The 12185-nt window shown below is 55.0% G+C and carries 9 protein-coding genes and 1 pseudogene; 3 read left to right on the plus strand and 7 right to left on the minus strand.

Features of this window, described 5'->3' with window-relative positions; translation table 11 throughout:
• Positions 1-4 precede the first annotated feature (4 nt).
• A pseudogene (locus P8A25_RS05905) lies at positions 5-574 on the plus strand (autotransporter outer membrane beta-barrel domain-containing protein); the annotation flags it as partial.
• Positions 575-864: 290 nt separating this feature from the next.
• On the opposite strand, the gene P8A25_RS05910 reads toward P8A25_RS05905, so the two are convergent.
• Positions 865-4026: an AsmA-like C-terminal region-containing protein gene (locus P8A25_RS05910; RefSeq protein ID WP_215442685.1), complete on the minus strand. Its 3162-nt coding sequence runs from the start codon at positions 4024-4026 to the stop codon at positions 865-867.
• 208 nt (positions 4027-4234) lie between these two features.
• Here P8A25_RS05910 and P8A25_RS05915 point away from each other — a divergent pair, with 208 nt between their 5' ends.
• A complete protein-coding gene (locus P8A25_RS05915) occupies positions 4235-4933 on the plus strand; it encodes a pirin family protein (protein WP_215442684.1) in 699 nt (232 codons plus the stop codon).
• A 124-nt stretch (positions 4934-5057) separates the two neighbouring features.
• Here P8A25_RS05915 and P8A25_RS05920 read toward each other — a convergent pair whose 3' ends face one another.
• The 3 genes from P8A25_RS05920 to P8A25_RS05930 form a co-directional block, all read right to left on the minus strand.
• A complete protein-coding gene (locus tag P8A25_RS05920; RefSeq protein WP_146019645.1) occupies positions 5058-5939 on the minus strand; it encodes a hypothetical protein in 882 nt (293 codons plus the stop codon).
• Between the two features lie 12 nt (positions 5940-5951).
• Positions 5952-7010 (minus strand): hypothetical protein, encoded by a 1059-nt coding sequence (locus P8A25_RS05925; protein WP_146019644.1) that lies wholly within the window; start codon positions 7008-7010, stop codon positions 5952-5954.
• A gap of 144 nt (positions 7011-7154) precedes the next feature.
• Positions 7155-7742: a DUF2062 domain-containing protein gene (locus P8A25_RS05930; RefSeq protein ID WP_215442683.1), complete on the minus strand. Its 588-nt coding sequence runs from the start codon at positions 7740-7742 to the stop codon at positions 7155-7157.
• Between the two features lie 161 nt (positions 7743-7903).
• Between P8A25_RS05930 and P8A25_RS05935 the strand changes: the two genes are divergently transcribed.
• Positions 7904-8632, plus strand: coding sequence for a TlyA family RNA methyltransferase (locus P8A25_RS05935; RefSeq protein WP_215442682.1), 729 nt, complete (start codon positions 7904-7906; stop codon positions 8630-8632).
• A gap of 119 nt (positions 8633-8751) precedes the next feature.
• Here P8A25_RS05935 and P8A25_RS05940 read toward each other — a convergent pair whose 3' ends face one another.
• From P8A25_RS05940 to nagB, 3 genes are all read right to left on the minus strand, one after another.
• The gene (locus P8A25_RS05940; RefSeq protein ID WP_215442681.1) at positions 8752-9480 is read right to left on the minus strand and encodes a nitroreductase family protein; all 729 of its coding nucleotides are present in this window, start codon (positions 9478-9480) and stop codon (positions 8752-8754) included.
• Positions 9481-9498: 18 nt separating this feature from the next.
• Positions 9499-10191, minus strand: a complete 693-nt coding sequence (locus tag P8A25_RS05945) for a type 1 glutamine amidotransferase domain-containing protein (RefSeq protein WP_022397112.1) — start codon at positions 10189-10191, stop codon at positions 9499-9501.
• 603 nt (positions 10192-10794) lie between these two features.
• A complete protein-coding gene (nagB, locus tag P8A25_RS05950; protein WP_022397114.1) occupies positions 10795-11538 on the minus strand; it encodes a glucosamine-6-phosphate deaminase in 744 nt (247 codons plus the stop codon).
• Between the last annotated feature and the right edge of the window lie 647 nt (positions 11539-12185).

Genomic DNA, 12185 nt, shown 5'->3' on the forward strand with positions numbered 1-12185 from the left:
AGGATGGGACAACGCGAAGCTCAACCGCACGGTCAACTACGGGGAAGGCAGCTACGGCACGCAGGGCAACACCAGCGGGTGGGGCTTTGGAGCGATGTATGAATTGACCTACGACGTGTACCTCAACGAAGACAGGAGCAGCATCCTGCAGCCCCTGGCCAACGCCTCGGTAGTAACCACGAGAATGGACGGCTACACGGAAACGGGAGCGGGGAACGCGGGCCTGAACGTAGGCAAGCAGGAATGGACAACGGGAACGGTTGCGCTGGGCGGCCGGTGGATGGGGCTCATTGGCAGCAACATCTTCGGGCGAGAAGCATTGGCTGAGTTCCGAGTGAACGCGGCCCAGGACATGGGCGACCGCCGCGGAGAAACCAATGTGGCGCTGCTGGGCAACCCCGGCTTCATGCAAAGCGTGCGTGGGACCAAGGTTGGAACGACGGCTCTGCAAATAGGAGCGGGGCTGAGCGTGCCGGTGGGAACGCAGGGAACGGTCTTCATCAACGGGAACGCGGACTTCCGTGACGGAGCCAACTCGGTGAACGGAAGCGTGGGCTACCGGTATGACTTCTAAGGAGAATTGAGGTTTGAGAGAGAGTGGAGCGGAGACGCTCTGCTCTCCGGACCCGCAGGGCCGTTCCGGCATTGTCCGGAACGGCCCTGCTGCGTCACGGAACATTGCATGCTGTGTGTCAACCGGATTATCAATGAGCGTTGGCGGACCGGTTCATTAAAGACGGGAAACATCAATCCAATACGGGACTACAAAAGGGCGCGGCTTGCAGCCGCGTTTCCGTTCAGTCGCCGCGTGGGCATGCGGCGCTCCATGACGCTTTTCTCCGGGAAACCCGGCATTCCCCTTCTCTACCTCCTCCGGGCGGGAGCCGCCGCGGGGGGAACAGGGGCTTTTCCGCCGGAGAACGGCGCAAAGCTCCAGGAAACATTGCTCAAAGGCCCCGTGCCGCGCACCTGGAACAATCCCCCCGCCAGCAGGAAGACGGGAGAGGTAATCAGCCCCGGCAGGCCGCGAAGCCCCAGCTTGAAATCAGAATTAACCTGCAAGTCGGCAAGGCGTATCCAGCCGCCTCCTTCCAGGGACATATTGCTGCCCTTGGCCGAGAAATTGCTGGTGCGGATATAGCCCTTCTCAATGGAAAAATCGCAGTCGGCCCTGGTGATCTTGTAATTGATCAGGTGGCCCAGGCCCGGAATATAATTGGAGAGGGCTTCCCCCAAAAAGCCGAAGAGGGGGATTTCCACCAGGTCCCCATGCACCAGGGCGGCCTCGCCCTTCGCCTGGATGGAGTTCATATTGCCTCCCTTGGATGAAAATTCAATGGCCCCGTGCACGGTGGCCTTCTCCATCTTCTTGCCGTAGGATCTCCCGATGGAGGTCAGGTTCATGTCCTGGAGGACAAAGGAGCCATTCAGGGCGTCCCCATCGTCAATCTGCGCCAGCACGCGCCCCGTAAAGGAGCCGTCCCAGATGGTGCCCTTCATCTTGTCCACCACCACCCACTGCGGGGAAATAAGAATTTCCCCTTTCGCCTTTCCAAGGTCCAGCGTGGTTCCCAGCAAGGGATAGCGCACGCGCCCCGCGGAGGCGTCAAAGCGGATGCGCCCCTTCATCAGCTTCATGTCGTCCCCCATCGGGAACATGCCTCCGCCGGAAAGCGTCACGGGCCGGGTAAAGACAAACTCCTTCAAAACCTTGGCGGCGTTGTCGGAAAACATGCGCATGGTATAACCGGGGTAGGCCTGCCCCTCCATGCCCAGAACCTCCACCGTATCCTGGACAAAGCGGAAATCTATGCTCTTGGCCTTGAGCGTGCACTCCGCGGGACCGCCGGACAACCCGGCGGAAGACAGGTAATTCCCGTTGGAAACCACCGTCGTCACGTTGGTCAGCACCAATTGGTCCGTCACCAGATGGGCATCCGCCCGCGCGGACTTCAGGTCCACGCCCTTGTACCGCGTATTCGTCGCGGAAACAGTGGCCTGCAAATCGTAAGCCTTTTCCAGATTGTACAGGCCCAGCGTCCCCTGGAAGGAAAGCTCCAGGCCGGAATCCTTGCGGAAGACGAAGCGGCTCATAAAAAAGTCGTCATCCTTCATGCCCAGCAGCCGGTCTATCGTTTCCAGCGGAACCGTGGACTGCCCCATCACGAACATCTGGCCGTCCAGGAAACCGTTGGCGAACAGCTCAAAAACGCCCTTCTCCATCCCGATCCGGCAATTCTGTACAAAAAGCTGGTTGGGGCGGTACTCCACCTCCACATTCGCCGTCTTCACGGGCACCTTGTTCCAGGCCAGGTTTTCCGCATTGATGCGCGCCCGGACCAGCGTGGGCTCCACAGGCTTGCCTTCCGGAATATCCAGCCTGCCGTGCACCCACAGGGAGGCTTTTTCCGGCAGCTTCAAATTCTCGGGAATGGGCGCTAAATTCCCGGCCAGGGCTACCAGCAATTCAGGCTTCAAATCAGATTCCAGCGTGAAGACAAGATCGGTTCCCAGATAGCTGCCTTCCAGCTTCACATGGCCGTCCTCCCGCGCCAGGTCCAACTGGGTGACATTGATGGAGCGGCCGATCAATTCCCCCCTGGCGGCGGCGGAGGCGAACTCCACCCCCTGGTAGGAGACGTCCGTCACGGCCGCTTCAATCTGGAGGCGGTCCACCCGGAACGGCCCTTTCCAGCCCTTCCCCATTCCCACGGTGCCGTACACTTTCAATTCAGGGTCTCCCTTGATTTCCAGCGTAGGAGGCAGCTTCACGTCTTCCGGAGCAATGGACCGGGCCATGTCCAGCATCGCATGCATGGGCAGCGTGCTGTGCACGTCTATCTTGATCTCTCCGTCCACGCCCATCACCTTGCCGGAAAAAACGCCGCCGGGGTGCCGTATGTCCAAATCCGTCACATAAAAATTGCCGTCCTCATAGCTGAAATCGCAGGAGGCCCTCTGGAACTTTTCCCCCAGCACGGAGAAAGCTCCCATGGAACCGGAGCCCATGACGTTCAGATGCTCCACGCCCTCCCAGTTCTCCCTGAAAACCGCACGGCCCGACACCTGTACGTGCGGCTCGCTCAGGAACTTCATCTCCCGCGGCACCAGGGCTTCATCAACAATGGCTACGGCCCAGGACACCAGGGGAGCCGTGCTGCGGACATCCCAGATCAGGGAACGTTTCTTCAAATCGGCCTGGAGGGAAAGATTGACGAAGCCGGCCGTTTCCGCATCCCTCATGGTAAAGCGCTTGGCCATGATGACGGAATCCGCGTAATCCCCGCTGAACAGGAAATCCCTGACCCGGATTTTCCCGTACCTCAGGGAAGGAGCCTGCAAATCCATGCCCACGCGCACTCCCCCTTTCGGGTCGTCGCTCAAATTGACGGCCAGGCTGGGCGGAGACGCCTCCGGCCACTTCACCCGGTCCAGGTATTTCAGCACCTGGTTCAACTGCTCCCTGACGGCGGCCATGTCTTCAGCCGTCAGCGTAAAATCTCCGGAATCCTCCTGCCCGATGGAAAACGCCCCCTGGGCAGTCACGCTGATACCCTGCACCACGGCATCAGCCTTCACGATGTCCACCATGCCGGGACGCCCCAGGTCCAGCTCCGCATTCAGCCCTGCGGTGGAAAAAACTCTTTCAGGCTTTTCCGCGTCCACGGGAAGATTGACGTCCAGCCCTTTCACGTTCAGCCGTTCCGGCACTACCTGCCCGTCTATCAGCTCCTTCCAGTTCAGGGCCACGTCCGCCTCATGCAGCAGGGCCACGGGGCGGCGCGCCTCCGGAGGAACACCAGGATCCAGCAGCTCCACGTTCTTCAAGGTCACCACGGCGCGGGGCCACAGGGAAATCTTCAGCGTCTCTATGTGGACGGGAATGCCTTTTTCCATCAGAGCCTGTTCCACACGCTGCACGACAAAGGAGGGAGCGCCCCAGATGGAGACATAACAGATGCACCCAAGCACCAAGGCGCCCAGCAAAATAATCACCGTAGGAACCAATCCCTTGATCCATCTCATGAATGTCCGATGAGCCATACGCCTTGTCTTGTTTGCACAGGTACCGCGACACGCTACCTTAAAATAAGAGACATTGCACCATCAATTTGTGTTGCCGATTTATTTTACGTCAACGGACATGCTGTCATGCGCCTTGAACAGCCCCGGGGTCCATCCGGTCAAACCATCTACAGGCGGGAATCCGCTTTCCATACCAACCCTATCAATCATGAACATCATCATTGACCGTGCATCTTCCCGTGGGCATGCCAACCACGGATGGCTGAATACATACCATACGTTCAGTTTTGCCAATTATTTCAATCCGGACCGCATGCAGTTCGGAGCCCTGCGCGTACTCAACGACGACACGGTTCTCCCGGAAGAAGGCTTCGGCACCCACCCCCACAAGAACATGGAGGTAATTTCCATTCCCCTGAAAGGACAGCTCCGCCACGGAGACAGCCTGAACAACAGCCATACCATCACCCGCGGAGAAATCCAGGTGATGAGCGCCGGAACGGGCATCCAGCACAGCGAATTCAACGGCAGTTCCACGGAACCCCTGGAATTCCTTCAAATATGGGTCATTCCGGACAGGGTCAACACGCCCCCCAAATACCGGGACTACGACATCAAGCCCCTGCTGAAGCACAATGAGATTTCCACCTTCCTGGCTCCGGAAACGGATATCTCCATCATGCAGCAGGCCTGGTTCTCCTGGGCGGAACTCGACCGGGGCGTGGAACGGGAATATCAATTCAAGTGCCAGAACACCGGGGTGTATGTCTTCGTGATAGACGGAGAAATCAAGATCGGAGACACGGTGCTGCACCGCCGGGACGGAGCCGGAATAACGGATACGGACTCCATCACCATTGAAGCGGTCCAGAACTCTACCGTTCTGCTGATGGAAGTGGCCGTCTGACGACCGGAAAAATGCTCCAAGTTTCGTCTCTCCCGGGAGAGAGACTGGGAGACTCCGTGTTCTCAGCTTCCAACAGCAGAACACGAACGAGTTAGTAATGGCAAAAAAATAAATTTAGAAAAGCTTATCGGGCATCCTTGCTGCCACGTCCCTTGTACAGAAATTCCGTGGTTGAGTCCCGCCCTACAGTACGGTCCACAAGATCGTTGATTTCCCCTCCCTGATAGCCTGCCAGGCGGATATATTTGATCACCTCTCCCTTTTTTCCGGGGAACAGGCGAACCAAAGTAGGCACGAAATACCTTTCCATCCTCTCGACGGTACTTTTAATCTCCATATTCCTTCCGTCGTTGGCCACTATTTTGTTATTCAAATTAGTAGACATCCTTCCGCTCTCCGCTCCAAACGGATCAAGTTTTTCCTCCAGCGTAGTTGCTTTTTCCATGCGTTCGGCAACCGCTTTTTGATAATTCTGCCGAGCAACCTTTTCCCGTTCCGGCAAATCGTCAACATAGGCATTTCTAACTTTGTTCAGCATGCGGGCGGCATAAAGGCTGAAAAGAGGCGCCAATTCCTTCCGTTTCAGGGGCTGCTGGGTTGTGAATTCATCCAGATCATTCCGGGCTATTTTGAGAAAACGATCAAAAACGTCTCCCAAAAGCCGTAAATCTATGTTGTCGTTAAAGGAAGCCGTTGTCCTGCAATCATCATCCTCAAAAGGAAAAAGAGGCGCGAAGGAAACATAGTAGGCAAGCCAGAAAAACTTCCGCACAGATACTATATCTTCTGAATGAGGATAACTTTTGAGATGCCATTCCCTAGATTTTTTGTAAAATTCTTCGAGCTTGTTTTCCTTGAGCAAGACACCCAAGGCCTTGATATCTTCCGGAACATCACTTAAAGATTTGATATTACTAGGTTTTTCCAAGGGAACTGGAAAATCTGACGCATGTGAAGAAACCACGATTCCCATAAAGAGGGAGAGAAGACAAGACTGCATTTTCATAATCTAATTCCGTTAATTGGTTTCTTTAGGTCCCAAATAGTTATAATGATTTCCGGTACCATCTGAATAAGCCTGAGCCGTACATCCAAATTTCGACACTTCCCCACAAACGGCACTTATTCTTTGCGTTTGAGGATTGAGCATATAATAAAATTTAAAACTTTGTTCGACAACTTCTCCTATTTGTCCCACATCATCATTTCCAGAAGTTGCTATTGGTCCACCCCTGCCCTTATGAACGCGCCAGGAACATTTCCATTTCCAATTCTGCGGCAAAATATGTATTTTCTGTTGAATATCCTGATGGGCAACCGTTCCTTTAAGATGATCTTCAAACCGATTCGCCTTGTTAATTTCTATTACTTTATCAACTCCCTGACCTGTATGGCCAGGATCCAGAGTTTTTCGAGGATTGTTGGGATCGGAACCCAAATCCCGTTCAATGATTTTAATATTTTTAAAGGAGACGTTCGTAGGCTGCAATGTAACAACCAATTGGGCTGAAGGTTGCGTAGCGCCCCGGTTATTACAGCCTACCTCTGGTGTCCCGGTTCCCCTATGTGCGGCGGTCATTCCGGTGGGAAAAAATACGGCTATCGGATTTTGCATGGTCACTATAAGACCTTCGCTTGTTGTAACTTTCAGTTCGATGCTGGATTCGTTCTTAAGTTGATCTGGTGTCAGATCTTTTCTAGCCGTCAATGTAATTTCCGTTTTACCTTTAAAGTCGTTTTCTTCATTTTCTTTCACCAATTCCTTTCCTGAAACAAATTCCCATGTCAATTTTTCAATATCTCCCATGGGTTTTCCCGTCAACGTAAGAGTGAAGGATTCTCCTATGCCTATGGAACTTCTCTTTTTATCGTCTTCATTTTCTTCTCCCTTGATATAACAATCAGCGGAATAAAGGGCAGTTTTCGATTCAATGGAGAGCGCTCCCGTGTCTCCATCAGGCAACGGTTCTTCAGCCTGGGAACAAAAACAGCCCAATAGCGTGACCCCGCCAAACCAAAGAAAGATCAGGCAGTGTAAATATTTCTTGAACAGGGCCTCAATAGAGGGAGACATCATACTCAGGAAAGTTTCTCAAAAATAATATTTTCACCATAAACGTCAATAATAAAATGATACTTTCAAATTCCAGAAGTCCATAAAATATATATCTATCTCATGCAGACGCTTGCTTCCCCCTGCAACACATGACAGGTGGCGGCTTTATTTACCAAAACCTTTTCCGGAAGAAGTCTTGCCCGGATTTTTCCTACTGCGCAGGAAGTGTCCCGCTCCCCATGCAAGCTGCACCAGACCGTAGCACAGGCAGCCCAGCACCACGCTGGAAACAATCCAGCCCGTCAGGAACTCCAGGCTTACCATGCCGATGCTCAACCCGTCAAACGGGGCCCAGGACCATTGCTGCACTCCCGTTTTCAGCATCTGCCAGTTCGCTCCGGACGTGGGGAGCCCCACAAGGGAAAAAAGGAACCACCCCAGCCACCACTGGGCCGGAATGGCGAAAAAGGTGAAGCCGGGGGGGGAAAGCCACGCCATCAGGATGGCTACGGGGATATTCCCCTTGCGCCACAGGCAGGCGAAAACGCCCCACAGGCTCTGCATGGGCAGCGGGGCAATCGCCGCCGCGGCCCCCCAGGCGGCGCCCGTAGCCACGGACTGCCTGTTCCAGGACCAGTAGACGGGGTCAAAAATCCTGGCGGAAAGGAATTTGCTGGCCCACGATTTTTTACGCACCTCCGTCAGCAGGTAAAGCCTGACCTTGCGCATCAATTGCCTGTAGCGGTGTTCCATTCGCCGCAAAGTCTCCTATAAATCCGGGCTGAATCAATCGTAAAATGTTCCAGCGCGCGCCATGCCTCCTTTTTGCCCCCAAATGCCTTTCTTCGCGCGGTTTTTCTTGATTCCCCATGCGGTTTCATGAAATACCTGCGTACGCACCTTCCTTCCGAATCATGAGCAAGCAACGACTCGACGTCCTTCTGGTTTCCCGCAATCTCGTAGAATCCCGGGAACTGGCCCAGAGGCTTATCATTGCCGGAGAGGTAAGCGTGGGTGGCCACCCTTCCACCAAACCGGGCCTCAAGGTCAGTGAAGACGCGGAAATAGCCATCCGGAACCGCCCCCGCTACGTCAGCCGCGGCGGCCTGAAAATGGAGGGAGCCCTGAACGCCTTCCCCGTCTCCGCGGAAGGCAAGGTCTGCCTGGACATCGGCGCGTCCACCGGAGGCTTTACGGACTGCCTGCTCCAGCACGGCGCCGTCAAAGTGCACGCGATCGACGTCGGCACCAACCAGCTCGTCTGGAAACTGCGGCAGGATCCCCGCGTCGTCGTGAAGGAGAAATTCAACGCCCGCTACATGACTCCGGAAGACATCGGGGAACAGGTGGACCTGATCGTCTCCGACGTCTCTTTCATTTCTCTGAAAAAAATCCTGCCCGCGGCCTTCCCCCTGCTTAAGGACGGAGGGGACGCCCTGGTACTCATCAAACCCCAGTTTGAACTCCAGCCGGAAGACATCGGCCCCGGCGGCATCGTCCGGGACCCGGCCCTGCACCAGCGGGCGGTGGACTCCATACGCGCCTTCGTCACGGAAGAACTAAACCGCTCCTGGATGGGCTGCGAGCCCTCCCCCATCACCGGAACCGACGGGAACCATGAATTCCTGGCGTGGCTCAAGTAGCCGGAACCCTTTTCCTGTGAGGCATGCCGCGCCCCAGGAACGCAGCGCAGGCGGTCCTCTCCCGCTCCCCGCTGACGCCGCACGCTGCCGGCGGAGCGGAACTTTCCTTCCCCGGCGGGTCAGAGCCTATGGTACACCTCATCGAACGGGACTCTGTACCGCTCGCCCCAGATACCTTTCTCTCTGTCCCGTATGCCGCAGGGGACTACCATATTGATCCCGGCGCCATGAGGCAATTTCAGCAGTTTTTTCATCCGCTTGCTGTCAAATCCCTCCAGCGGGCAGGTATCGTATCCTTCAGCGGCCATGGCAATCATGAACGTCTGGGCGGCGAGGGCGCAGGATTTGTTGACCGTGACGCGCATATCGCACTCCGAGACTTCGCGCATCATGGGGCGGAAAAGGCCGATGCCCCTGGCCAGAAAAGCCCGGAAAGCCCCCAAAATACCGCAGCAGCGCGCATAGAGGAACGGCATCAGCTTTCCATAGTATAATTCCCGGTCCCTGATGCGTTTGGCCTGGCGTTCCTCCGGGCTGTTCCGCCGGATGTTTCCACGCTCGAATTCGAGGACGAATTGCGCCCGCTGCCGGTACAGGTCCTGCCGCGTCACGAAAACGACTATTTCCGAAGCCGTGGCGGCAGCCGGCTGGCCTAGGCAGGCCCCGGCAACGCGGGCTATCAATTCAGGCCGGGTGATTTGGAAGAATTCCCACAACTGCATGTTGGAACTGCTGGGAGCCAGGGAGGCCAATTCCAGGCAGTGTTTCATCTTTTCAGGGTCCAGCGGTTTATTTTTATCAAATACCCGCACGGCCCGGCGGTAATTCAAGGCTTCTTCCAAATTCATGCCATTCACCGCCAACTGCTATTGATTAAACCGTCCCATGACCGTTTCAGCCATCTTTTCCGAACTGAACGGGTCCTGGCCCGTGATCAGATTTCCGTCGGCCACTACTTCCGGCATCATCGGAATCAATGACTTCTTGTAATCCGCCCGCCGTTCCTTCAGCGCGGATTCCAGATCGAAAGGCACCTCCTTTTTCTTTCCGGCCAGACCTTCCTCAAACCAGCTGAATCCCGTGACTTTCTTATCTTTTACCAGATATTGTCCGTCCGAAAGCTTCACGTTTAACAATCCGCATACGCCATGGCAAATAGCACCAACTATTTTATTATTTTCATAGTGGTTTTTGATGAGTTCCTGCAGAACGGCGTTATCCGTAAAATCGAACATCGCGCCGTGGCCTCCGGCCAAATAAATGCAGTCGAACATCTCACCGGAAACTTCATCCAGGCTTTTCGTGTGCCGCAGCACATCCCGGAATTCCGAATCGTCCCAGCAGCTTTTGGACAGTTTGTCCATGTACATCGTTTTCAGACTCATGGGATCGACGGGGGTGTCGCCTCCCTTCGGACTTGCGATGACGATGTCATATCCCCGCTTTTTCGCTCTGTCGTAAATGTGGGTGAGCTCGCTGAGCCACAATCCCGTTTCCTGTTTTCCGTCGGGAAACATCCCGGTTCCGGTTACGACCATCAGTATCTTCATTTGTTTCATATTTCTGTTTTTCCTGTTCTATCTATAAAAACCGGCCATCATCTGTAATTCCTGAATGAAATATTAATTACACACTGCCGGATATATTTATTTTTCATCTATTGGCACCTTCAACCATGCACGGAAAATGAAACTCTTGTCAATGCGCCACTCCATCCTAATAAAAAGGTGCAGCCGGTTAAACGGCCAATCCGCCATCCCCCTTTTAAAGGAAATCCCTGACAGGAACTCCGGGTTTGCCTCCGGGCTCCGGAACCGCATCCGGAAACAGGAAAACACGTCCCACACATCATTAAAACTCATTCATTTTTAATAAACAATAAAAATATCACCCCCATTTCATCCCACCGGACCAGCCATGGAAGGGAAAAACGGACCTTCTTTATTACCTGCCGGCCTGCGTCCACCGGAGCAGCCACAGCTGTTCCACACTCCCCTCAATGACACAAAATCTTCCTTCACGGGACCAACGGTCCGGACATACGGAACTCCCCCCACGCCATCCCCGCTGGAAAAAGAAGATTCCGCCTTCCTTCATTCCATCAAAAACGCCGCCTTTCCACGGAACCGGGAAAAGCGGCGTGTTCGTTGTTGAACGGATAATTAAAGCTGGGAAGCGGCGCCCTTGTCCAGAAGGAACTTGGCGTTCGGGTGCTTCTGCAGGTAGGAGGCGGCCACGTCCACCGTCACAGGCCCCTGAACGGCCTTCTTCACGATGGAAGCCTTCTTTTCGCCCCAGGCCATCAGAGCCACTTCCCGGGCGCCCATGATGGTGGCCACGCCCATGGTGATGGCGGTGGTGGGAACGTTTTCAATGCCGCCGAAAGCGGGGGCGGCGTCGGAACGGGTCAGTTCGTCCAGATGCACCTGGCGGGTGATGGTGGTATCGTCGGAGCCGGGTTCGTTGAAGCCGATGTGGCCGGTGCGGCCAATACCGAGAATCTGGAGGTCGATGCCGCCGCAGTCCTTGATTTTCTGTTCGTAGGCGGCGCAGTGGGCGGCAATCTCGTCACCCTTCACCGTGCCGGAGGGCAGGTTGATGTTCTCCGGCTTCATGTCGATGTGGTTGAAGAGATTGGTGTGCATGAAGTACCAGTAGGATTCCGGATGGTCGTGGTCCAGGCCGCTGTATTCGTCCAGATTGAAGGAGATGACGTTGGCAAAGGAAAGGCCTTCTTCCTTGTGCAGGCGGACCAGCTCCGCATAAAAGGGCAGCGGAGTGGCGCCCGTGGCGAGGCCAAGAACCACGTTCCTGCCTTCGGCGGCGCGCGTGCGGATCAGTTCCGCAACTTCTCCTGCCAAAGCTTTGGCAGCATCCTGGGGAGTTTCAAAAGTTTCTACTTTCATAACGCGCCACATTTTACTTCGTTTCCGGGCATTTTCAACCGAAATAGTCCCGGAATGATGCGCATTGGTTCACTTGTGCGGAAAATTCCAGGGAACGGAAGCCTTCACCCTTCCCGCTGCGGAAAATGACCGCAGGCCTCTGCCACAGCCGGATGGATATTCGGCTGAAAGACGCGCCCTTTAATCAGAAAAGGCCATTTTTAATATTACTTCGCTACCATCCAGTTCCCCTTCAGTTGCCGCAAAGGTTTGCGGCGCTCCTGACTGCCAAGGAAGGAAAACCCGGTTTGTTTTGATTTACGAGGGCCGGGAGGCCCTTGTTCCCGGGGCGCGGCCATCAAGAGAGACAGCGGAGGTTCACGGCTTAAATGGAAAACGGCCAACTGGAAGCGTAGGGTTGAGCCGTTCATCTTTTAAATTCATCCGTTCCTCGCGTTGCATGCTTCGCTTTCCGTCCAGCCACCAGGCGGGTTCTCCCGGCCTTCCCTCCCGAACCATCATCCGGAGCACGGCAGGGAGCTTATTTCTTACTTCCCATAAGGGCATAAACAGCACGGGAAGAGAAAAAAGCTTTTCTCCTTTAACAGACATTCCCTTCCCTTCGGCAGCGGCGGCCCTTGCGCCACCCCTCCGCATTACCCTTGAAC

Source organism: Akkermansia sp. BCRC 18949, from assembly GCF_045011645.1.
Classification (GTDB): Bacteria; Verrucomicrobiota; Verrucomicrobiia; order Verrucomicrobiales; family Akkermansiaceae; genus Akkermansia; species Akkermansia massiliensis.

Bases quoted from the DNA above. Each gene is read 5' to 3' on its own strand.
- P8A25_RS05910 (WP_215442685.1), bottom strand. From the start codon at position 4,026: ATGAGATGGATCAAGGGATTGGTTCCTACGGTGATTATTTTGCTGGGC.
- P8A25_RS05935 (WP_215442682.1), top strand. From the start codon at position 7,904: ATGAGCAAGCAACGACTCGACGTCCTTCTGGTTTCCCGCAATCTCGTA.
- P8A25_RS05920 (WP_146019645.1), bottom strand. From the start codon at position 5,939: ATGAAAATGCAGTCTTGTCTTCTCTCCCTCTTTATGGGAATCGTGGTT.
- P8A25_RS05925 (WP_146019644.1), bottom strand. From the start codon at position 7,010: ATGATGTCTCCCTCTATTGAGGCCCTGTTCAAGAAATATTTACACTGC.
- nagB (WP_022397114.1), bottom strand. From the start codon at position 11,538: ATGAAAGTAGAAACTTTTGAAACTCCCCAGGATGCTGCCAAAGCTTTG.
- P8A25_RS05945 (WP_022397112.1), bottom strand. From the start codon at position 10,191: ATGAAACAAATGAAGATACTGATGGTCGTAACCGGAACCGGGATGTTT.
- P8A25_RS05940 (WP_215442681.1), bottom strand. From the start codon at position 9,480: ATGAATTTGGAAGAAGCCTTGAATTACCGCCGGGCCGTGCGGGTATTT.
- P8A25_RS05915 (WP_215442684.1), top strand. From the start codon at position 4,235: ATGAACATCATCATTGACCGTGCATCTTCCCGTGGGCATGCCAACCAC.
- P8A25_RS05930 (WP_215442683.1), bottom strand. From the start codon at position 7,742: ATGGAACACCGCTACAGGCAATTGATGCGCAAGGTCAGGCTTTACCTG.